Annotated in this window: 15 protein-coding genes and 1 riboswitch; of the genes, 6 read left to right on the top strand and 9 right to left on the bottom strand. The window is 58.4% G+C overall.

The annotated features are described in order from the left end of the window. Positions 1 to 5: 5 nt before the first annotated feature. The 6 genes from uca to ACKJSM_RS12655 all read right to left on the bottom strand — a co-directional run bounded on the left by uca (position 6) and on the right by ACKJSM_RS12655 (position 7874). Complete coding sequence (uca, locus tag ACKJSM_RS12680; protein ID WP_410237670.1) at positions 6 to 3620, bottom strand: urea carboxylase; 3615 nt, start codon at positions 3618 to 3620, stop codon at positions 6 to 8. A 175-nt stretch (positions 3621 to 3795) separates the two neighbouring features. Continuing rightward, positions 3796 to 4437 carry an urea amidolyase associated protein UAAP2 gene (locus tag ACKJSM_RS12675; RefSeq protein ID WP_236180902.1) on the bottom strand — a complete coding sequence of 214 codons (642 nt, stop codon included), beginning with the start codon at positions 4435 to 4437 and terminating at the stop codon, positions 3796 to 3798. Between the two features lie 11 nt (positions 4438 to 4448). Continuing rightward, positions 4449 to 5174, bottom strand: a complete 726-nt coding sequence (locus ACKJSM_RS12670; RefSeq protein WP_236180899.1) for an urea amidolyase associated protein UAAP1 — start codon at positions 5172 to 5174, stop codon at positions 4449 to 4451. Between the two features lie 13 nt (positions 5175 to 5187). Beyond that, positions 5188 to 5976 (bottom strand): ABC transporter ATP-binding protein, encoded by a 789-nt coding sequence (locus tag ACKJSM_RS12665; protein ID WP_236180898.1) that lies wholly within the window; start codon positions 5974 to 5976, stop codon positions 5188 to 5190. Then, a complete protein-coding gene (locus tag ACKJSM_RS12660) occupies positions 5973 to 6788 on the bottom strand; it encodes an ABC transporter permease (RefSeq protein WP_410237667.1) in 816 nt (271 codons plus the stop codon). The genes ACKJSM_RS12665 and ACKJSM_RS12660 overlap by 4 nt, the downstream gene beginning before the upstream one ends. Before the next feature lie 18 nt (positions 6789 to 6806). Then, a complete protein-coding gene (locus ACKJSM_RS12655; RefSeq protein WP_410237665.1) occupies positions 6807 to 7874 on the bottom strand; it encodes a putative urea ABC transporter substrate-binding protein in 1068 nt (355 codons plus the stop codon). A 63-nt stretch (positions 7875 to 7937) separates the two neighbouring features. Next, positions 7938 to 8038, bottom strand: a riboswitch (guanidine-I (ykkC/yxkD leader). A 283-nt stretch (positions 8039 to 8321) separates the two neighbouring features. Here ACKJSM_RS12655 and ACKJSM_RS12650 point away from each other — a divergent pair. The 5 genes from ACKJSM_RS12650 to ACKJSM_RS12630 all read left to right on the top strand — a co-directional run bounded on the left by ACKJSM_RS12650 (position 8322) and on the right by ACKJSM_RS12630 (position 17036). Beyond that, a complete protein-coding gene (locus tag ACKJSM_RS12650) occupies positions 8322 to 8585 on the top strand; it encodes a hypothetical protein (protein ID WP_410237807.1) in 264 nt (87 codons plus the stop codon). 178 nt (positions 8586 to 8763) lie between these two features. Further along, positions 8764 to 9165, top strand: coding sequence for a hypothetical protein (locus ACKJSM_RS12645; RefSeq protein ID WP_236180890.1), 402 nt, complete (start codon positions 8764 to 8766; stop codon positions 9163 to 9165). Positions 9166 to 9368: 203 nt separating this feature from the next. Continuing rightward, a complete protein-coding gene (locus tag ACKJSM_RS12640) occupies positions 9369 to 10568 on the top strand; it encodes a glycosyltransferase family 4 protein (RefSeq protein WP_410237663.1) in 1200 nt (399 codons plus the stop codon). Positions 10569 to 10614: 46 nt separating this feature from the next. Beyond that, positions 10615 to 11475, top strand: coding sequence for a hypothetical protein (locus tag ACKJSM_RS12635; RefSeq protein WP_410237661.1), 861 nt, complete (start codon positions 10615 to 10617; stop codon positions 11473 to 11475). A gap of 2 nt (positions 11476 to 11477) precedes the next feature. Beyond that, positions 11478 to 17036 carry a calcium-binding protein gene (locus ACKJSM_RS12630; RefSeq protein ID WP_410237660.1) on the top strand — a complete coding sequence of 1853 codons (5559 nt, stop codon included), beginning with the start codon at positions 11478 to 11480 and terminating at the stop codon, positions 17034 to 17036. Positions 17037 to 17113: 77 nt separating this feature from the next. Here the strand turns inward: ACKJSM_RS12630 and ACKJSM_RS12625 are convergent, their stop codons facing one another. Then, positions 17114 to 18226 (bottom strand): enoyl-CoA hydratase/isomerase family protein, encoded by a 1113-nt coding sequence (locus ACKJSM_RS12625; RefSeq protein ID WP_410237658.1) that lies wholly within the window; start codon positions 18224 to 18226, stop codon positions 17114 to 17116. Positions 18227 to 18358: 132 nt separating this feature from the next. Here ACKJSM_RS12625 and ung point away from each other — a divergent pair, with 132 nt between their 5' ends. Further along, complete coding sequence (gene ung / locus ACKJSM_RS12620; RefSeq protein WP_064384152.1) at positions 18359 to 19054, top strand: uracil-DNA glycosylase; 696 nt, start codon at positions 18359 to 18361, stop codon at positions 19052 to 19054. 68 nt (positions 19055 to 19122) lie between these two features. Here ung and ACKJSM_RS12615 read toward each other — a convergent pair whose 3' ends face one another. Then, positions 19123 to 20160: an AbrB family transcriptional regulator gene (locus ACKJSM_RS12615; RefSeq protein ID WP_410237656.1), complete on the bottom strand. Its 1038-nt coding sequence runs from the start codon at positions 20158 to 20160 to the stop codon at positions 19123 to 19125. After that, a complete protein-coding gene (locus ACKJSM_RS12610; protein ID WP_236180877.1) occupies positions 20153 to 21667 on the bottom strand; it encodes a tripartite tricarboxylate transporter permease in 1515 nt (504 codons plus the stop codon). The genes ACKJSM_RS12615 and ACKJSM_RS12610 overlap by 8 nt, the downstream gene beginning before the upstream one ends. Position 21668 lies beyond the last annotated feature (1 nt).

Below are 21668 nucleotides of genomic sequence, written 5' to 3'. Positions count from 1 at the left end.
TGGTTTCAGTCGAGTTCCAGCACCACGACCCGTTGTCCGGCACGCACCGCCGATCCCGGCTGTACGCGAATGTCCTGCACCACCCCGGCCATGGGCGCAAGCACCGGGATTTCCATCTTCATCGACTCCAGAATCACCAGCACATCGCCGGCCGCCACGCGGCTGCCGACCTCGACCTGCACCTGCCAGAGGTTGCCGGCGATGTGGCTGTCGATGCTTTGTTGGCCGCTGGTCAGCGGTGTGTCTTCGCTGCTGTCCGGCACGGCTTCTTCGCTGTCGAAGTGCGCCTGGCCGCTGGCAATCCAGCGTTCGCGCTCAGCCTGGAAGGCACCCTGTTGCTGCGCCCGGAACGCGCTGATGCTTTCGGCTTCGCGTTGCAGAAAGGCCTGGTAGTCGGCGAGGTTGAGCTGGCTATGTTCGATGTCGAGATCGAAACGCCCGAGGGGAAAGTCGCGGCGGATGCGCAGCAGTTCGTCGGCGCTGACCGGGTAGAAACGGATCTGATCGAAAAACCGCAGCAGCCAGGGTTTGCCGTCAAACGCGGCGACCTCGCGATAGCGGTTCCACATCTGCAAGGTGCGCCCGACAAACTGGTAACCGCCGGGGCCTTCCATGCCGTAGACGCACAGGTAAGCGCCACCGATGCCCACCGAGTTCTCGGCGGTCCAGGTGCGCGCCGGGTTGTACTTGGTGGTCACTAGCCGATGGCGCGGATCGAGCGGGGTGGCGACCGGTGCGCCGAGATACACATCACCGAGGCCCATCACCAGATAACTCGCGTCGAACACCGTGCGCTGCACCTCGTCGAGGTTCGGCAGGTCGTTGATGCGGCGGATGAACTCCAGGTTGCTCGGGCACCACGGCGCGTCCTTGCGCACGGTGGTCATGTATTTCTCGATGGCCAACCGGCAGGCTGGATCGTCCCAGGACAGCGGCAGATGAACAATGCGCGACGGCACTTGCAAGTCCTGGGCGGCGCACACCGCATCCCATTCTCCGGCGACGATCCCGAGCAGATCGGCCAGCGGCAGTTGTTCGGGCTGGTAGTGGATCTGCAGCGAACGAATGCCCGGTGTCAGGTCGATCACGCCGTGCAGGTTTTTGCTTTCCAGCGACTGCATCAGGGCATGGGCGCGAAAGCGCAGGACGAGGTCCAGTTCCGGCGCGCCGATTTCCAGCAGCAGATGGGTATCGCCGGACAGCCGCCCGACCAGCCGCTTGTCGCCCTGACCCAACTCCAGAACCACAGGTGAAACCAGACCCGGTGGGAGCTGGCTTGCCAGCGATGAAGTCGATGCGCTGTCTGCTCGGGTCCCATCGCCGGTCTCCCATTTCCGGGCGAGATCGCGGGCAGTCTTGAGATCGATCGGCTCAAACTGCACCTTGTCCCCGGCCTTCAGTTGCCCGAGCTGCCAGAGATCCGCCTCGATCACCGTCACCGGGCACACGAAACCGCCAAGGCTCGGGCCGTCCGGGCCGAGGATCACCGGCATGTCGCCGGTGAAGTCCACCGCACCGATGGCGTAGGGGTTGTCGTGAATGTTCGATGGATGCAGCCCGGCCTCGCCGCCGTCGGCGCGCACCCATTCGGGCTTTGGTCCGATCAGGCGCACGCCGGTACGGCTGGAGTTGAAATGCACTTCCCACTTCGTGGCGAAGAACGTGTCGATGTAGTGTTCAGTGAAATATTCCGGCGCACCGTGGGGACCGTAGATCACCCGGATCCGGCGCACGGCGGGCAGTTCGCTGACGTGATGCGACGCCAGAGTCTGACCGGCGCTGCGGTCGCTCAGTGGGGCCAGGTGCAACACGTCCCCGGCGCGTAGAGCCCGCCCGCCATGACCGCCGAACTGACCGAGGGTGAAGGTGCTTTTGCTGCCCAGATAGTCCGGCACCTGCAAGCCGCCCCGCAGGCACAGGTAGCTGCGGGCGCCAGCGTCGAGCAAACCGCCGAGATGTAACTGGCTGCCTGCTTCAATCAACAGCGCGGTGTTCATCGGCACGGCTTCGCCGTCGAGTGTCAGCGTCAACGGTGCCCCGGTCACCGCCACCACCGCGTCGCAATTGAAGCGCAGCAGCGGCCCGTTCATGGTGATTTCCAGTGCCGCCGCGCCTTCGTCATTGCCCAGCAAGCGATTGCCCAGACGCAACGCGCGGCTGTCCATCGGCCCCGAGGGTGGCACGCCGACCGCCCAGTAGCCGAGACGACCGGGGTAGTCCTGGACGCTGGTCTGGGTGCCGGCGCTCAGCACTTCAAACGTGTTGGCGCGATACACCAGGCCTTCCAGGCAACGGGTCCACGGCTGGCCACTGGCGAACGGCGTATCGAGCAGAATCTGCCGCAAGTAGTCGCGGTTGGTTTCCACGCCATACAGCAGGCTGTTGCCGAGGACCTGGTGCAGATCGGCGCGGGCCTGTTCACGGCTTGACGCCCAACTGATGACTTTGGCGATCATCGGATCGAAGTAGGGCGGGATCTCGCAACCGGCCTCGACCCAGGTGTCGATGCGCAGCTGCTGGCCATCGGCGACGGGGAAATCGACCGCCGTCAGCAAGCCGGGGCTGGGTTGGAAATCGCGCCCCGGATCCTCGGCATACAGCCGCGCCTGAATTGCGTGCCCCTGCGGTTGCAGGCCTGCGAACAGCTCGGCCAGCGGCGGCAGGTCACCGGCTGCCAACTCGACCATCCAGCGCACCAGATCGACGCCCCACACCTGTTCGGTGACGCCGTGTTCGACCTGCAGCCGGGTGTTCACTTCCAGAAAATAGAAGCGCTGCGCATCGCTGTCGAAGACGAATTCGACGGTGCCGGCGCTTTGGTAATTCACCGCTTTGGCCAGTTTGATCGCCGCCGCGCACAGCGCATCGGCCATGCCATCGGGCAGGTTCGGCGCCGGGGTTTCCTCGAGGACTTTCTGATTGCGCCGCTGCACCGAGCAGTCGCGCACGCCGAGGGCGATCACTGCGCCGTGGCCGTCGCCGAATACTTGCACTTCCAGATGCCGTGCACGTTCGATGTATTTCTCGATGAACACCCCGGCGTCGCTGAAATTGTTCTGGCCCAGGCGTTTTACCGCTTCGAACGATTCGCTCAATTCGCTGGCGTTGCGGCACACGCGCATGCCAATGCCGCCACCACCGGCGGTGCTTTTGAGCATCACCGGATAACCGACCTGTGCCCCGGCAATCAGTGCGGCGTCGAGGCTGTCGAGCAGTTCGGTGCCTTCGAGCATCGGCACGCCATGCTGTTTGGCCAGGGCCCGTGCGGTGTGCTTGAGGCCGAATACCCGCAGTTGTTCCGGGGTCGGGCCGATGAAGGTAATGCCTTGGTTTGCGCAGGCTTCGGCGAACGCCGCGTTTTCCGAGAGAAAGCCGTAGCCCGGATGGATCGCGGTGGCGCCAGTGGCTTTGGCGATGGCGAGAATCTTGTCCACGGCCAGATAGGTGCCGGCCGCTGCGCCGTCGCCGAGGCTGTGGGCTTCGTCCGCTTGCAGGATGTGCAGGCTGGCGGCGTCGGCTTCGGAGTACACCGCGACGCCTTCGACGTGCAGTTCGCGCAAGGTGCGCAGAATGCGGCAGGCAATCGCGCCACGGTTGGCAATCAGGACTTTTTCGAACATGGAGAAACCCCCGGAGTCCGCGCAGGGTGCGGGCTCGACTGGGAGGCGGGCCGTCCCGCCGTTTTTGTTCAGGCGCCAGGGTCGTCCCCGACGGCAAAATCACTTCACTTTTTCAGGCACTGGCCTGAGCGCGCCTGGCACAGGGCAAACAACCAACGACGCAGACGGACGAATGTCAGTTCCATACCAATAGCTCCGCCGGTGTCGGGTTGTAGGCGTTGCACGGGTTGTTCAGTTGCGGGCAGTTGGAGATCAGCACGATCACGTCCATCTCGGCGCGCAGGTCGACGTACTTGCCCGGTGCGGAAATGCCGTCCTCGAAGGTCAGGCCGCCGTCGGCGGTCACGGGCACGTTCATGAAGAAATTGATGTTCGGCCCGATGTCACCTTTGCCCAGCCGACCGTCATGGGCGCAGGCACGCAGGTAGTTGTCGCGGCAGCTGTGCATGTAGCGTTTTTCCAGGGCGTAGCGCACGGTGTTGCTCTCTTGCGCGCAGGCGCCGCCGAGGGTGTCGTGGCGGCCACAGGTGTCGGCGATGATGGTCAACATCGGTTTGCCGAGATTGGAATACAGCACGCTGCCGGTGCTCAGGTAGACGTTGTTTTGTCGGCGCAATGTGCGTTGCACGTCGTAGCGCTCACGGGGATTGGCGAGGCTGTAGAACAGCGTATCGACCGCCTGGTTGCCCTCAAGGTCGAGAATGCGCAGGGTCTGGCCGGCCTTGACCTCCATCAGCCAGGGTTCGCCGGCGGGAATGGTGGCGCGGTACACCGCCGCGTCGGGTTGTTTTTGCGAAGTGGCGACAGCAACTGACATGGCGATGATCCTCAGGCGAACAAACGGTCGGTGTTGATAAAGCCGCGCTCATTCTCCGGGCGCGAGGTACGGCAGTGTTCGGCGACGCTGGCGTCGGCGTTCATCCAGCTCAGCTTCAGCGGTTTGGGCGCGTATTGCGGCGACGGATCCAGCGGATGTTGCAGGGCGGTGAGCACGACCAGGGTGTCCATCGGTGCATACAGTTCGATGTAGTCACCGGCCTGCGAATGGCCCTCGACGAAGTGCAAGCGTCCGTCGTCGTCGACGTTGACCCGGCTGAACAGGTTGAGGGTCATCAGCAGGTCGGACAGGCCCAGCCCCCACTTGCCCAGTTCCACCAGCAGGTTGTCGGTGCCATTTCGAAAGAAGCCGTTGCGCAGTTCCTGATAGCGGCCCCGGCCGTATTTTTCTGCGACCTCCTCGGCGCACAGCACGCCGCCCAGGCTGTCGCTCCAGCCGCAGGTGTCGGCAGTGATCGCCGCCAGCACGCGGCCCATGTCCGAGTACAGGCAGTGACCAACGGTCAGCTTGGCGGTGTGTTGGCATTTGAGGCTGTCGGGCAGGTTCAGGCGCTCGGTTTTCTCGTTGGCGTTGAGCAGGGTCAGGCTGACGTTGGCGCCGCCACGCAGGTCGGTCAGGCGCAGCAACTGGCCGCGTTTCAGGACGAAGGAGCGGTGGCCGCCGCCGGGCAGGGTTTCTTCGGCGAAGGGGGGAAACAGTTGGGTCGAATCAGTCATGGGAGCAGTCCTCTCAGGCAATGCGAAGCGTGCCGGCCAGCGCGGCGGGCAGGGCGTCGACGGCGGCGCGTTGGGCGCGACGGTCGCTGTTCAAAGGGATGTCGTAGGTGATGCGGGCGCCATAGGCGCCGGGGGCGTGCGGATCGAGGCGCACCTTGTCGAACACCAGCAAACGGGTGCCGAGGCTGAAACCTTCGGACAGGTCGTGGGTGACCATGAACACGGTCAGTTGCGTCTCGCGCCACAGCTCCAGCAGCAGGGCGTGCATGTCCTTGCGGATGCCCGGATCGAGCGCGCCGAACGGTTCGTCCAGCAGCAACACCCGCGGCTTCATGATCAACGCCTGGGCGATCGCCAGCCGCTGTTGCATGCCGCCGGACAGTTGCGCGGGGTACTTGTCCAGCGCATGGCCGAGGCCGACTTTGTGCAGCAGCGCCGAGGCCTGTTCGCGGGCGTCCCGTTTGGCGCTGCCGAACAGACGCCCGAGCAGTGGCGCACGCGGCAGCTCCAGGCCGATCGCAACGTTGTCCAGCACGCTCAGGTGCGGGAATACCGAGTAGCGCTGGAACACCACGCCACGGCTGGCATCCGGTTCGCGGGCCAGTGGCTGGCCGTCGAGCAGAATCTCGCCGCGACTGGCGGTTTCCTGACCGAGCAGCAGGCGCAGGAAGGTCGATTTACCGCAGCCCGAAGCACCGACCAGCGTGCAGAACTCGCCCTCGTTGACGTTGAGGTTCAAGCCTTCGAGCACCACTTGGTCGGCGTATTGCTGCCAGACGTTTTTCACCGTGATGAAGCTCATTTGGCGGCCCCCTCATACCAGGGGAATGCCCGACGGGTCAGGTATTTGAGGCCCCAATCCATCAGCCAGGCGAGCAGGGTGATCCACACCACGTACGGCAGGATCACGTCCATCGCCAGGTAGCGGCGCACGAGGAAAATCCGGTAGCCCAGACCGTCGGTGGACGCGATGGCTTCGGCGGCAATCAGGAACAGCCACGCCGAGCCGAGCATCAGCCGCAGTGAAATCAGCAGGCGCGGCAACAGTTGTGGCAGCACCACACGCAGCATCAGGGTCCAGGTCGAGGCGCCGAGGGTCTGCGCCTTGATCAGCAGTTCGACCGGAATGTCCCGCGCGCGCTGTTCCAGATCTCGGGCGAGGGCCGGGGTGATGCCGATCACGATCAGCATCACCTTCGACAACTCGCCGAGGCCGAAAACAATGAACAGGATCGGCAGGATCGCCAGCGGCGGCACCATCGACAGCACCGTCAGCAGTGGCGACAACGGTGCGCCGAACAGCGGCAGGGTGCCGGCGGCCATGCCCAGGCACAACCCGGCCAGTGCGGCGATACCGAGACCGACAGCCAGGCGTTGCAGGCTCGACGCGGTGTCCTGCCATAACAGGTATTCACCGGTGCGGCGGTCGGCGTTGAAGGCCAGGCGTTTCACCGCGTCGGTCATCTGCACCGCGCTGGGCAGCAGTTTGTCGTTGGGATTGTCCGCCAGACGCTCGGCCGAGCCCATGAAATAGGCGAACAGCACCAGAGCGAACGGCAGGATCACCAGCAACAGGCGACTCGGACGATCCGGGTGGCGATTGATCAGGCGCATGGCCAAATCCTCCGTGGCTTACAGCTTGGCGTCGGCAGCCATCTGCACGTAGGTCGGATCGAAACGCAGCTTGAGATTGCCGGTGTCGCCGCTGGTCACGCCGTTGGCGAACGCCATGCCGACCGCGCTGGTGTCTTTCGCGCCTTCGCCGAGCAAACCGTGCTGGAACGAAAACTCGGCGACCCGGCGCATGGTTTCCGGCAGTTGTTTACTGGTGGCGAACGCCAGGGCTTCTTTTGGCGTGGCGAACAGTCTGGTGGTGTCCAGTTGCGCCTGGAATCCGGCCAGATCGGTGCCCGAGGCTTTGGCCATGTGCTCCAGCGCGGCTTTGCTCGCCGCGTTTTTCGCGTTCATCAACTCGACCACTTCGAACCACGCGCCGGTCAGCGCCTTGCCCAGGGCCGGGTTGTCTTTGAGGGTGGCGCTGTTGACCACCATCATGTCCATGATTTCGCCGGGGATCTGGCTGGAATTGAAGACTTCGGTCACACCGGGTTTGGCCTTGATGTCCGAAAGCATCGGGTTCCAGGTGGTGACGGCGTTGACCTGCTCGGTGTTGAAGGCGGCGGAGATGTCGGCATCAGAGGTGTTGACCACTTTCAGGTCTTTCTCGGTGAGATCCACCGAGTCCAGTGCGCGGGCCAACAGGTAATGGGAAACCGACAGCTCGACCAGATTGACGTCCATGCCCTTGAGGTCGGCGACTTTCTTGCCTTCGCCCTTGAGGACGATGCCGTCGTTGCCGTTGGAGAAATCGCTGACGATCAGCGCGGTGCTGTCGACGCCACCGGCGGCCGGAATGGTGAGGGCATCCATGTTGGTCATGGTGCAGCCGTCGAACTGGCCGGCGGTGTATTGGTTGATCGACTCGACGTAATCGTTGAGTTGCACGACATCAATCTTGATCCCGTACTTTTTCGCCCATTTATCGACGATGCCCTGGCTGCCGGCGTATTCCCATGGCATCCAGCCAGCGTAAATCGTCCAGCAGACGCTGAAGTGGTCTTTCTGCGCGGCGGGGGATTGAGTGCTGATGAGCGCGGTGAACGCGGCGGCGAGCAGGGCAGGCAAACGTAGTCGTGACATAGCGGCTTCTCCAGTTGATCGAGGGCGGACAGGAAGGCAACGCGGCACCGCGAACGGTGGCTTGTCTCCCGGGCTTTTGTCCCGCCGTGTAACCTCAACTGGAGGTCGCCAACTCTCGGACCAGCCACTCGCAGATGCGAGCCGGAACCCTAGTCAGCCATTGCAAATTGTGGTGCCGCGAACCTGTGATGACTCCTGCACGGGTTTGTTAAAGCGAGAGGCGTGCCAAGTCGGGTCGGGCGCTCTGCTACGGGCTTTCGTGACGTTGCGGCGGACGGCGAACGCCTGTGGGCGCTTTGTGTTGGTGCGCGGTTGCACCGTCATGCAGCGTCCGCTGCCGCTGATCCGATGCCCGTAAGGGTTGGGCACTCGTTGCCGGTCCGCCAGTCAAATCTGGTGTCAGCCGGTCTGTGCCGACTGCTGTCACAGGTCTTTCAGGAGGCCGCCATGCTGCTCAAGAAAATACTGCGTCGAGCACTGTTCGCTGCGGTGTTCGGTCTGGGGCTGTCCGGTTGTTACTACTACGCCGGCGGCTACGATGTTTACTCCACGCCCTATTACTATCCCGGCTATTACTCGCCCTATTACTACGGTGGTTATTACGGTCCGCGTTACTACGGTGCCGCCCGCTATTACTACGGCGGCCATGGCTATCGCGGTGGTTACGGACGGGGTTATCACGGCGGCGGATACCATGGCCGGCACCATTAATCAGCGGCTGAATGACGGCGTTTTCGCATGAACAAGGTTTCATGAATCACTTATTTCAAGTTGTTGCAGAAACGCACCGGATGCCGAAAACGCTGTCAGATATCTCGTCAGTCGCCGAATGAAAGACTGACGCCTGCCAGCGTCGCTGGTGTGGCTACCCGCGGTCCAGGAGGCCGCCATGTATCGCCGAATTCTTCTGTTTACCGTGATGCTTTTTTCCCTTGGCGGATGCGTCCCTTATTCCTACGGAGATGGCTACTACAGCTCAGAGGTCTACACATCGCAGGCACCTTCGTATTACAGCGGTGGCACTTATTACACCGGCGGCAGCACGTATTATTCGGCGCCGCGCTACTACCAGCCAGCACCGCGCTATTACCAACCGGCTCCACGCTACTACTCGGCGCCTCGTTACTACCAACCGGCCCCGCGCTATCACGAGAACCGTCGCTGGCACGGTCATGATCGCGGACGCTGGGATGACCATCGTCGCGGTGGCTGGGATGACCGCCGGGGTCGTGGCCACTACGACCGTCACAGTGGACGTGGCGACTACAACCGACACGGCAACCGCTGGTAACCCCCCGCAAAAAAGCGGCGCATTGAGCGCCGCTTTTTTTGTGCCTGTTTTTTATGTTGGTGTGAATTGCACCATCTCCTAGGAGGTTCTCGGAACCCTCCTACAGTTTTATTTCTGACCATTTGTTAGCGTTTGTATGCACATGTTGACGTTGAAAAACTTCAATTTCATGGAGGTGTATAAGCGCGGGTTATTGCTCAGATATGAATCTTCTTATCATTCATCAGAATTTTCCCGGTCAGTTTCGTCATGTGGCGTTGGAAGCATTGCGCAGGCGTCTTGGCGTCATTGCAATTGGACGCGATACAGCGCCAGGTATTGCCGGGGTAAAGTTATTTCGATATCGACCCTCAAGGAAGATGATTAATGGCGTTCATAACTATTTGTACAGATACGAAGAGGCTGTTTCGGACGGGCAACAAGTTCAACGAATATTGAAGAGGATCAGTCAGGCAGGCTTTCGGCCTGACGTAGTTCTCGCTCATCCTGGGTGGGGTGAATCGCTATTCGTCATAGATGTGTATCCCGATGTACCTCTGGTTCATTTCTGTGAGTACTATTACCGAGCGCACGGGGCCGACTCTGGTTTTGATCCTGAATTTTCCAGTGCGATGGACGCGACTTCAAGGCTTAGAGTCTTGAACTCGATGCATCTCCTGAATGTTGAACAGTGTGATGCCGGGATTGCACCTACACAATGGCAGCGCGGTCTTTTTCCTAAAACATATCAGTCTAAAATTCGTGTCATTCACGAAGGCATTGTTCAATTTGCCGAATCAGAAAAGGTCGAGTCTGTAACGCTGCCGAGTGGGCGCGTGATAAGAGCAGGTCAGCCTATTGTGACTTATGTCGCCAGAAACCTCGAACCTTACCGAGGCTTTCATAGTTTTATGAGATCCATTCCCTATGTTCAGGAAAAGTGCCCGAGCGCGCAGGTCATTGTAGTGGGTGGGGATAATGTCAGTTATGGGCGGATGCCCATTGGATACCCGAACTGGCGAAGCAAGATGGTCGCGGAGGTGGATGTTGATATTTCCAATGTTCACTTCGTTGGGAAGTTACCTTATCAAACATACAGGTCGGTTCTGAGTCTTTCAAAGGCTCACGTGTATTTGACATATCCCTTTGTTTTGTCTTGGTCTCTGTTGGAAGCCATGGCATCTGGCTGTGTTGTCATAGGTTCAAATACCGCTCCCGTGCAGGAAGTTATCGAAGATGGAATCAGCGGGATACTTGTTGATTTTTTTGACGCTGAAGAAATCGCCACGGCAGTGTGCAGGGTTTTAACGTCTTTCGCTGGTTTTGAGTCTGTGAAGGATGCGGCGAGGTTGAAGGCAAGCGAATTCGATGTGGTTAAAGGAGTAAGCGGTTACTTTGGAGTGTTTAAGGAGTTGATGAGGTGAGTTGTTTCAAGTGATGTGATTGGTCATTTTAAAATGGAGATTTGAAATGCTTAAGATGTCTCGCAAGGAAGTTTTTCGCCAGTGCAGAAGGGGAATTAAATATGGAGTGTTACTAGCGATCTGTTATTGGGTCGTTGATTTCTGTATCCGATGGGAGGAGGCCGCAGAAGCGCGGGAGATTTATCAGAAGAAACAAGGGGCGTGCAGCAGGAAGCTGGCGGGTATGGAGCAGGTCCCGATACTTGGCGGCAGCCTGCTGGACCGGACAAAGATTCCCGGATTCCATTTTGGATCGACATTAAGGAGCGACGGTTCCTGTATTGCCGATCTTCTTTCAGGGTCATTCTGGTGGACGGGAAAAGAACTGTTTCCGGAATATGAAGCTCACGGGGTAGAACCACCCATTAGTTGGACGTATTACAATGTTTCCGCCAGACTTTACACCAGAAGGGATACCACGGAGCCGCATAATATGGGCGGACGGCATGTGGATTGGCCGGATGATCTGGTTGTAAAACTGAAGAACTATCCAGGCCTTGAACTTTGGCTTACCGCGCCACCACCCAGTATCAAAAATGAATTCTCTGTTGTAACTTTTGTTATGCAGGACTGGCGCCGGCGTGATGGAACGCCACGGAGGATAAATTGTAATGGTTTGAATTCGCCAGAATCTAAAGCTTCGGCCAGTGGTTTGAGTAAAGCATATCTTTTGAAAATGAATAAGGAGCAGTTGGAGAATTTGGAGTTTGGGAGTTTACGTACGTATTGTACGGTCGAGTTGCACCATTTCGACTTTGCAGGTGGGGATGCTCGCATACATTTGGGTACCGAGGGCTTGCGGGGTGCTCCAGAAGCGCTTAAGGCTGTCAGCGACTATCTTTCACATTCAATTATTACAGGGAAGTGAATATGAGCTATATATTCAGTGATTTGGAAAAGTCGGAAATTTTGCAGGCTGCAAATATTTGTGAGGGAATGAAATTCAATGTCGAGGAGGAAAAGTATATTGCGATGGCAGTGGAGGGGCGAAGCTGTGCTGTACTTTACCGCACATTGTCAAATATCCTGGATGAAAAAATTTTAGACGGTTCTGCGTTCGACGAGAACGTAATGGGCATTTTTAAAGATGCCAAACTCTGGCTCGATGTAGCAATTGATGCAAATGGCGGGGTGGGCGCTTACTCTGCGTTGATCCGAGCCTACACCATCCGGCAGGGGGAGTTGAGGCTAAATAAAAAGTTTAGCGATTTCAAGATGCAAGAGTCATCTAATCAGGTGGCTGTCAATTTCATGAATACGCTGATAAAAGGCTCCGTTGAACATGATTTGGCTCCATGGACTGTGCCCTCCATAAGCCAAATTGCAGAAATCGATGCGAGCGCGATTGGTGAAGTACTATTTCGTGATGATATTGGCAACGTTGATACAGCGACCCGTCATAACGCCGGATGGTCTGGAACAATCGGCTTCAGCCTGTTGGGTGGAGAAAAACCATATGAAACTTGGAGGTTGATCTCCGCCGGTGATCCGGACTCCCACATCAAAGGTAATCATGATCTTGCTAAGTTCAATAGGCTGGACGATCTAAAGAATATTCTGTTTGCCGTGGACTCATACAGTGTTGCATTGCAGGCAGTGATTAAAAACTTCGGGTCGAATCTGGTTGAAAGCCTGTTTTCAGTCCTGCCCGAACAGATAAACATCGCTCTTGCCAGTGGCAGCATCAATCCGCTGATTCAGCATGTGGTGAAAGGTACGCCCATCTCACCTATTGTCAGCCTGATATTGCGATATAACCTGAATGATTTCTTTGACATGCTCAGGCGAACCTACGACGGAAGCTCGGCCGCCACGCCTACCACCGATGAAACCTTCGCCTCCAACGCCTACACCTTTTTCTCCGCACTTTCTCCGTCTCAATCGCAAAGCATCGTTACCAGTACCATTGGCGAGTATGGCAGTGCCAAGGACTGGGCAACGTTGGCCAGTCAGGCAACGCCCATCGGCGCCGCGTTACGCAATTCCCTCAAGCAACTAAGCGAAATCGTGATTGAGCGGGCCGACGGTTTTTCCGGACGCGAACTGGAGCTTTACGATCCCGAAACGGGCGAGGGCTTCATTACTGAGCAGTGGCTTGCCGATCGCTCTGAAATGCTGGCCCGGCTGATTTCCCGAACCAATGGATCGTTCGGTCGAAATACTGTCCAGACCTTTTCCTATTTGGATTTGGCTTCGGGCAAACAGGCCCCGATGACCACAGGCGTCTCAAACCCTCTGGTCATGTTTGGTGATGATGGCGGACGATCATTTGGTGGCGGAACGAATACCGATCATCTTTACGGCGGTGGCGGCAACGATTCAATCAGCGGACTGTCCGGTAATGATTTTATCCAGGGGGCTCGCGGTAACGACCTTTTGAGTGGAGGCGATGGGAATGACGCGTTGCACGGGATGGTTGGTGATGATGTTTTGGTGGGTGGAAAGGGCAACGACTCTCTGATTGGAGGGGCGGGTAACGATCGGTATGAGTTCTCCAGCGGAGATGGAATAGACGAGATTATCGAGGCGGACATTGATGGCGCGTTGCTGATAAATGGAGTTGCTATCCCGCCTCTCGAACGCAGTGCTCCGCTCAGCAATATCTGGTTTACGAAGGATCGAGCCATTACCTTGACGCTCATTGAAGATCTGGCTGAAACCACGCTGAACATTAAATACGGACTGAGTGATCTCATCGTCATAAAGAACTTTAAGCCGGGGATGCTCGGCATTGATCTTCCTGATTACCAGGACCAGGCGTTCCCCGCTCCCGATCTGGTCCTTCAAGGCGACTGGAAAGTCAAAGATTCCGACCCGGATGTTCGTGGGGATCAGCCTTCCTATGATGAGTTGGGCAACGCCTTGCTTTTGCCTAATGTTAAACAGAGGAACAAAGCCGACCTGCTCTACGGATCACCGAAAGATGACCTCATCGTTGGTCTTGGCGGGTCTGATCGATTGTTCGGCAAAGAAGGCAACGATCGTTTATTCGGCGACAAGCAGTCGTCTCTTGAAAAAGCCTTTGCCGATGCAACAAAAGGAAAGGCCAGCCGTGGCGACTGGCTGGATGGTGGGCAGGGTGATGACCTGCTTGTCGGCACTGCCTCGCGAGACGTGCTGCTCGGCGGCAACGGTCGAGACACGCTGATTGGAGGAGCAGGTGATGACAATTTGTCCGGTGATCAAACAACCGGAGCACATGAGCAAAATTGGACAATCAAGCGCATCGACGTTCCACTCAGTGATGGCGTCATCAGCATGCGTAGCGTCTTTGACAAATTTTCATTAAATAGTCCCACCGAGGGCAGTGACGACATCCTCTATGGGCAGGGTGGCCGAGATTTTATTATCGGTGGCTGGGGAGATGACCTGCTCGATGGCGGAAGTGACGACGACACGCTGTGCGGCGAAGAGGGTAATGACACGCTGGCTGGCGGGAGTGGCAATGACACATTGCTGGGAGACAACCTGGATTGGGGTGGCGGTCTCGACAGTCGCCATCATGGCAACGATTTGTTGGCGGGTGGCAGTGGCGATGACTCCCTTGCCGGAAACGGTGGTAGCGACGTGTTGTACGGCGGCAGCGGCAATGATGTGCTGAAAGGTGATGACGAGGTGCTGCGAGGCGTTTCGGGTGATGCCGTAGACTTTTTAGGAAGTGATTTTCTGGATGGCGGTGAGGGAAATGACACCCTTTGGGGCGGCGGTGCCGGTGATTCGCTTTTCGGTGGCAGCGGTAACGACGAATTGGTCGGTGATTACCATGAACACCCGATTCGTTATCACGGTGATGATTATCTCGATGGCGGTGCGGGTGACGACACACTCCGTGGGTTGGGTGGTTCCGACACACTGATAGGCGGATCAGGCGCCGACGCTCTGGATGGCGATGAGCCCAACTTGAAAGCGGGCGGAGCCAACGATGATCACATTCAAGGTAATTCAGGAAACGATACGCTCTGGGGAGGTTTGGGCGCCGATACGCTTTTGGGCGGTGCCGATGATGACTTTTTGGTGGGGGACTACGGGCAAACATCCGAAGCAGAACATGGCGCCGATTATCTTGACGGCGGCTCAGGCAACGACACTTTGCTGGGCGGTGGCGGAAACGACACACTGGTTGGCGGGGAGGGAGTCGATTATTTGCGTGGCGGCCCTGGCGATAACGTGTTTGAGGGTGGCGCCGGCAACGATTATCTGGAAGGGATGCAGGGCAACGATGTTTTCTACTTCGGTGTGGGCGATGGACTGGATGTTGTTACCGATACAGGTGGCAACAATGTCGTAAGTTTTGATGATGGATTTTCTGCGGAGAACTTGCAGGCCGAGATCGTCAATCTTGATGCGGGCATAGCGTTGCGGCTGTCGAATGGTACTGGTGACGCGCTTCTGATTCGTCACCATGAGAAGTGGGCAGGTTCGACGTTCAGGTTCAACGATGGCGTGATCCTGAATTTCCAGGATGTAATCAAATTAACGGTGCAACCGGTAGATGTAACGGATCCGTCCGCGACAATTGCTAGGGTGCCCAATGCCGGAAAAATGCAGGACATTGAGAGTGAGAGCGTAGCAGTCGTCCAGACACTGCCCGATGACTTAGCCGCTTCTACTGAGAGGCAAGGCAGTGAAACCAGTCGTCACATCGACTGGGATAGCCTTTTTCTTTTGGAACTGAAAGCAAAGCGCTCAGCGGACAGGCAGGCATCAGGATTTGCACTGAACGATCAGGGTGTTTGGGTTAGAAGTCATATTGCTACCGACGAAAGTGGCTATGCCATCAGCGCCGAACTGATCCATGAGGACGTTGAAGCCGGAGTCTTTTCCAATACACCTGAGTGGATGGGGGCGATTGCCGCAGACGCCGTGGTGAGTGAAAGGCAGTCAATTTCTGAATCGAAAACCACGTTCAAGTTTGTAAAAGCTGAAACTGCGCAATTACCGAAACAAAAGCCAAAATATTACCCGTCTGGCTCCAGTTATTCGGGGTTCTCGTTCAACGTGGGTGATGCTGTAGTCGAAGATATAGACCACTCGGGCGCCATTAAGGGGTGGTACGTGTACCCCGCTGGCAGTTTTGAAAATCATGAAACTGTTCGTAAAGCGTTTCGCTGGAGCTCTACTACCCAAACGATCAAGCATAAAGTTGTTCATGGTAATGACGCTGGCGGCAGGGTAAATCTCGAAGTGGGAAATCTCTTTCATGGCGGTGCAGGAGATGACTTGGTGGTTACCTATGCTGGTTCAGTGCTTGAGTACGGCGGGGTGAACGACAGGATCCCAGGCGCATTTTTATCGGCTGGCGCAGGCAACGACACACTGCTTGGCTCCGCGGGGGCCGATTATTTGATCAGTGGACCGGGAGAAGATTGGCTTTACGGTGAAAACGGCCCCGACACTTACATAGTTCAAGCGCAGGATGGTGCAACCACCATTATTGCGGACGTGCTTAACCCTGTTTTTTCGAGTCCTGAGGTTGGCGCTTCCGGGTGGAGTGAAGAGTTTGGGGCGCTTGATATTGATACAGTCGTTCTTCCGGAAGAGGCGAAACCAGATAAGTTGAAGCTAACCTGGGGCGCTGTGTTGGTTGAGACGGTAAATATCGAACTCTCACCCGCCCCACCACGTAGCGCTCATCGTCAACCGCCTCGGGCCCAGATGTTGTACACCACACTCGATATCGAATGGGGCGGAACTCAAAAAGTACGAATCGTTTTGCCCAATCCGGATGACATCGGTGGTTCCGGTATTGAACGGGTGAGGTTTTCTGACGGGTCGAGCATCAGTTTTAAAGATCTCGTTAGCCGATTAGGCATCGCCCCCGATACCTATCATCACGGCATCAACGTTCAGGACGCTACTCAGGTTAAGTCCTTTCGAGACAACCGTTTTCTCCCCCTCGTGGGCGGTCGTGGTAATGACACCCTCAGAGGCGCTGGTGAAATAAGAGGGATGCAAGGCGATGATCTGCTTTGCGGTGGCTCTGGCGATGATGTGCTTTACGGTGGGCAGGGCAATGACACTTTGTCCGGTGGCGGGGGTAATGATGTGTATAAATATGATGGTCTCGGACGAGATCTGGTAGTCAATGCCGGTGGCGGAACTGACGGTATAGACTTTTCAGAAGTCGGGCTGTCCATTGACCATCTAAAGTTCCACCGTGAACAGGATGATCTCGTCATCGTAGTCAGTTATGGCATGTCTCCAAAGATTCGTGTCTCCGAACACTTTTCAGGAGGCGATGCCGCTATCAGCTTCATCAGCGTTCAAGGAGAAGAGGGAGCTGTTGAAAATTACACGGCGAATCAACTCGCTGAGCTTTTGCACCCTCTACCTCCGTTGCGGGACGTAGAGGATATCTTGCCGAGAAATGATGAAGAGGCGTTGCGGGCAATGAAGGAAATAATCGCGTTTTACGAGTTGAATGTTTGATCGCAGATAGTTTTGCAACTGGCTCAAACTTCCCGCGACAGAGCTCAAGAGACTGCCATCGCGGGCAATTATCGGTTTTAGTATTGCGACAGATCCGCCAGCGGATGCCGCCCCTCCCAGACCTTGTGAAAATGCGCCTCGACCACCGCGTCCGGCACCCGGGCGATGTCCGGCCAGTGCCAGTGCGGTTTGTGATCCTTGTCGATCAGCCGCGCCCGGACCCCTTCGCTGAATTCCGGATGCCGGCAGCAATTGAGGCTCAGGGTGTATTCCATCTGAAAGACTTCGGCCAGCGACAAGTGGCGGGCGCGGATGATCTGTTCCCAGACCAGATGCGCAGTAAGCGGCGAACCTTCACTCATGGTTTTCGCGGCTCGGGCCATCAACAGGTCGCTGCTGTCGCGATGCAGGCTGATGGCTTTCCAGGCGCAGATCACGTCGCTGACATCCAGCCATTCATCGATCTGCTGCCGACGCGGCAGCCATTGCGCCTCAGGCATTTGCGCCACGGCTTCCTGCTGCAGCGCCTTGAGCAGGCTGTTGAGCTGCATGGCGGTCTGTTCCTGCCAGTTCAGCTGCAACAAACCGTCGATCAGTTCCTGCTGCTGTTCGTCGAGCAGGAAACGGTCGGCCAAGTCCAGATCGATCGCATCGCGACCGTTCATGTGTGCGCCGGTCAAGCCAAGGAACAAACCGAGCTTGCCCGGCAGCCGCGACAGAAACCAACTGGCGCCGACATCCGGGTACAGGCCAATGCTGATTTCCGGCATCGCCAGACGACTGCTCGGCGTGACGATCCGGATGCTCGCGCCTTGCAAGAGGCCCATGCCGCCGCCGAGTACATAACCATGGCCCCAGCAGATCAACGGTTTCGGGTAGGTGTGCAGGCTGTAATCCAGGCGATATTCCGCGTCGAAAAACTGCGCGGCCAGCGGCGGTACCTCACCGGGATGGGCCCGGCAGGCTTCCACCAGGCTGCGCACTTCGCCGCCAGCGCAGAAGGCTTTGGCGCCGTTGCCGCGCAGCAGCACGCAGACGATTTGCGGATCCTTGGCCCAGGCGTTCAGTTTGTCGCTCAGGGCGTGGATCATCGGCAGGGACAGCGCATTGAGCGACTTTTCGGCATCCAGCGTGGCTATGCCGATGCGCGCGCCGTCGGTGCCGGTGAGTTCTTCGAAGTGCAGATTCATCGTGACCTCGATCGGGAATTTGAACGATCAGTATGATCGCTGTGTGGGAAAGTGCCGGATCTGCGTCAGATCAATTGACAAGCGTGGTCGGCTTTCCTAGGGTTCGCCCCATTGTTTTTGCCGGGTATGACCATGACTGCTGACGACCGTATCAAACTCGAACCGAGCTGGAAGGAGGCACTGCGTGCCGAATTCGACCAGCCCTACATGGCAGAGTTGCGCACTTTTCTGCAGCAGGAGCGGGCGGCCGGCAAGGAAATCTATCCGCCGGGCCCGATGATCTTCAACGCGCTGAACTCGACGCCGCTGGACAAGGTGAAAGTGGTCATCCTCGGCCAGGATCCGTACCACGGCCCGGGCCAGGCCCACGGCTTGTGCTTCTCGGTGCAACCGGGCGTACCGGCGCCGCCCTCGCTGGTCAACATCTATAAAGAGTTGAAGCGCGACCTGAACATCGACATCCCCAACCACGGCTATCTGCAGAGCTGGGCCGACCAGGGCGTGCTGATGCTCAACACCACCATGACCGTCGAACGCGCCAACGCCAATGCGCACAAGGACAAGGGCTGGCAGTTCTTCACGGATCGGATCATTGAGGTGGTCAGCCAGAAACAACCGCATCTGGTGTTCATGCTCTGGGGCGCCCATGCGCAGAGCAAGCAGAAGCTGATCGATGCCACCAAGCATCTGGTGCTGACCTCGGTGCACCCGTCGCCGCTGTCGGCCTATCGCGGCTTCCTCGGTTGCGGGCACTTCAGCCGCACCAACAAATTCCTGGAGCAGAATGGCGAAGCGCCGATCGAGTGGCGCCTTCCGTCGGTGGTCTGACGTTCAGGGCTGGCGGTTAATCTGGTTCCCACGTCGAACCGTCTGCGTGGGAACGATCAATAACCGGCTCAGGCTTCGGGATTACGGTTCCAGTATTTGAACAACGGTTCCGCCAGAAACAACACGAACAGCAACCGCATCACCTGCATCGCGGTCACCAGCGGTACCGACAGTTGCAGGGTTTCTGCCGTCAGGCTCATCTCGGCAATCCCGCCGGGCATCATGCCCAGGGTCAGCGAGCGCAGGTCCAGATGGGTCAGCGCACTCAATCCCAACGCCGCCAGTGTCGCGATCAACATGGTCAGCGCCGTGCCGATCAACGTGCGCCCCATGAACGACGGGGCGCGGCGGAAGAACTGTCGGTTGAAGTGACAACCCAGCCCACTGCCGATCAACCACTGGCCGATCTGACTGCCGCCATTGGGCAAACTGATGTGCAGATCCCAGCCGATGCTCACCGCTGCGCTGACCAGCAGCGGGCCGAACAGCCAAGGGTTGGGTTGACGCAGGCGTTGCCAGAGCCAGGCGAGCAGGCCGCCCGCCGGAAAAAGAATCGCCAGCCAGCGCCAGTCGACGCTGCCGGCGTGTGAAATCGGGGTGCCGTCACCCAGCAGATACTTGAACGCCGCCGGTACACACAACACCACCACCAACACCCGCAGACTCTGCCCGGCCGCGACATGGCTGAGCAGCGCGCCGTTGCGGGCGCCGAGGTTGACCATCTCGCCGGAGCCGCCCGGCATGCTGGAGAAGAAAGCGGTGGCGCGATCTTCGCCGGTACGGCGCATCAGCCACACGCCGACTACCGCCGACAGGCTGGTGACCAGTGCGCCGAAGAAGATCAGGCCGAAATGACTCAGTACCTGCTCCATCACCAGTGGGGTGAAGTGCAGGCCGATACCGATGCCGACGATCCACTGGCCGCACTTGCGGCCGCCAGGGATTTCGGTCAATTGCCACGGGGTCAGGCAGCGCACCAGGATGATCGCCAGCAACGAGCCGACCATCCACGGCAGCGGCCAGCCGATCTGGCTGGCGATGTAACCGCCAAGCAGACCGACCAGCGGGGTTCCCCACCAGGTTTTGAGGGAGAACCGATCAGGCATCGGCAATGGCGCGTTGCGCGGCCGAGCGTTTGCGCCAGATGCGGATGATCGGCATCAGCAGCATGATCGCCGTCAGAATCCAGCAACCGAACGTGATCGGGCTCGACCAGAGGATTTCCAGGGCTCCGTTGGAGATCGACAGCGCCCGGCGCAGGTTCTGTTCCATCAGACCGCCGAGGATGAAGCCCAGCAGCAGTGGCGACAGCGGGAAGTCCAGCTTGCGCAGGATGTAACCGAAGATGCCGATGCCAATCATCAGGAACAGATCGAAGGTCGTCGCATGCACGGCATAAACGCCGATCCCGGTAATGATCGCAATGATCGGCACCAGCGCCCAGTTAGGCACGGCGAGGATGCGGGTGAAGAGGCGGATCATCGGGATGTTGAGGATCACCAGCATGACGTTGGCGATGAACAGCGAAGCGATCAGGCCCCAGACGATGTCGGGTTGTTGCTGGAACAGCAACGGCCCCGGCGTGATGTTGTACAGCGACAGGGCACCGATCATCACCGCTGTGGTACCCGAACCCGGAACGCCGAGGGTCAGCATCGGCACCAGTGCGCCGCACGCCGCTCCGCCGATAGCGGTTTCCGGTGCCGCCAGTCCACGGGCATCGCCCTGACCGAATTTACCGCTGGCACCGGCAATGCGCTTCTCGGTCATGTACGCCACGGCACTGGCGAGTGTCGCGCCGGCACCCGGCAACACGCCCATGATGAAACCGAGCACGCCACAACGGACGTTCACCACGAACACCGAAGCCGCTTCCTTGAAGTTGAACATCATCCGGCCGGTGGCTTTAACCACTTCCTGGCCGTGGTGGGTTTTCTCGAGCAGCAGGAGGATTTCGCTGATCGAGAACAGGCCCAGCACCAGCACCACAAACTGTATGCCGTCGGTCAGGTGAATGTTGTCACCGGTGAAGCGGTACACGCCGCTGTTGGCGTCGATGCCAACGGTCGACAGAAACAGGCCGATCAATGCCGCGATAAAGGTTTTCAGCGGTCGGTCACCGGCCATGCCGCCGAGACAGACAATCGCGAACACCATCAGTACGAAATATTCCGCGGGGCCGAAGGCAATCGCCCATTTCGCCAGCAGCGGAGCGAACAGCACCATGCCGCAGGTGGCGATGAACGCGCCGATGAACGAGCTCCAGGCCGACAACGACAGCGCCACACCGGCCAGGCCTTTGCGGGCCATCGGGTAACCGTCGAGGGTGGTCATCACGGTGGAGGCTTCGCCAGGGATGTTCAGCAGAATCGAGCTGATCCGGCCACCGTATTCGCAGCCCAGATACACCGCTGCCAACAGGATCAATGCCGACTCCGGCGGCAGGCCGAGAGCAAACGCGATCGGGATCAGCAGCGCTACGCCGTTGATCGGACCGAGCCCCGGCAGCAGGCCGACGACCGTGCCGATCAGCGTGCCGCACAGTGCGGTCACCAGGTTGTAAGGGCTCAGTGCAACGCCGAAGCCCTGTCCCAAATAGCCAAGAGTATCCATA

Source organism: Pseudomonas sp. PHC1 (genome assembly GCF_046487845.1).
Classification (GTDB): Bacteria; Pseudomonadota; Gammaproteobacteria; order Pseudomonadales; family Pseudomonadaceae; genus Aquipseudomonas; species Aquipseudomonas sputi.
The sequence above is the reverse complement of the archived record's forward strand: the minus strand, read 5'-3'. Positions and strand labels throughout refer to the sequence as shown.

Bases quoted from the DNA above. Each gene is read 5' to 3' on its own strand.
- uca (WP_410237670.1), bottom strand. From the start codon at position 3,620: ATGTTCGAAAAAGTCCTGATTGCCAACCGTGGCGCGATTGCCTGCCGC.
- ACKJSM_RS12675 (WP_236180902.1), bottom strand. From the start codon at position 4,437: ATGTCAGTTGCTGTCGCCACTTCGCAAAAACAACCCGACGCGGCGGTG.
- ACKJSM_RS12670 (WP_236180899.1), bottom strand. From the start codon at position 5,174: ATGACTGATTCGACCCAACTGTTTCCCCCCTTCGCCGAAGAAACCCTG.
- ACKJSM_RS12665 (WP_236180898.1), bottom strand. From the start codon at position 5,976: ATGAGCTTCATCACGGTGAAAAACGTCTGGCAGCAATACGCCGACCAA.
- ACKJSM_RS12660 (WP_410237667.1), bottom strand. From the start codon at position 6,788: ATGCGCCTGATCAATCGCCACCCGGATCGTCCGAGTCGCCTGTTGCTG.
- ACKJSM_RS12655 (WP_410237665.1), bottom strand. From the start codon at position 7,874: ATGTCACGACTACGTTTGCCTGCCCTGCTCGCCGCCGCGTTCACCGCG.
- ACKJSM_RS12650 (WP_410237807.1), top strand. From the start codon at position 8,322: ATGCTGCTCAAGAAAATACTGCGTCGAGCACTGTTCGCTGCGGTGTTC.
- ACKJSM_RS12645 (WP_236180890.1), top strand. From the start codon at position 8,764: ATGTATCGCCGAATTCTTCTGTTTACCGTGATGCTTTTTTCCCTTGGC.
- ACKJSM_RS12640 (WP_410237663.1), top strand. From the start codon at position 9,369: ATGAATCTTCTTATCATTCATCAGAATTTTCCCGGTCAGTTTCGTCAT.
- ACKJSM_RS12635 (WP_410237661.1), top strand. From the start codon at position 10,615: ATGCTTAAGATGTCTCGCAAGGAAGTTTTTCGCCAGTGCAGAAGGGGA.
- ACKJSM_RS12630 (WP_410237660.1), top strand. From the start codon at position 11,478: ATGAGCTATATATTCAGTGATTTGGAAAAGTCGGAAATTTTGCAGGCT.
- ACKJSM_RS12625 (WP_410237658.1), bottom strand. From the start codon at position 18,226: ATGAATCTGCACTTCGAAGAACTCACCGGCACCGACGGCGCGCGCATC.
- ung (WP_064384152.1), top strand. From the start codon at position 18,359: ATGACTGCTGACGACCGTATCAAACTCGAACCGAGCTGGAAGGAGGCA.
- ACKJSM_RS12615 (WP_410237656.1), bottom strand. From the start codon at position 20,160: ATGCCTGATCGGTTCTCCCTCAAAACCTGGTGGGGAACCCCGCTGGTC.
- ACKJSM_RS12610 (WP_236180877.1), bottom strand. From the start codon at position 21,667: ATGGATACTCTTGGCTATTTGGGACAGGGCTTCGGCGTTGCACTGAGC.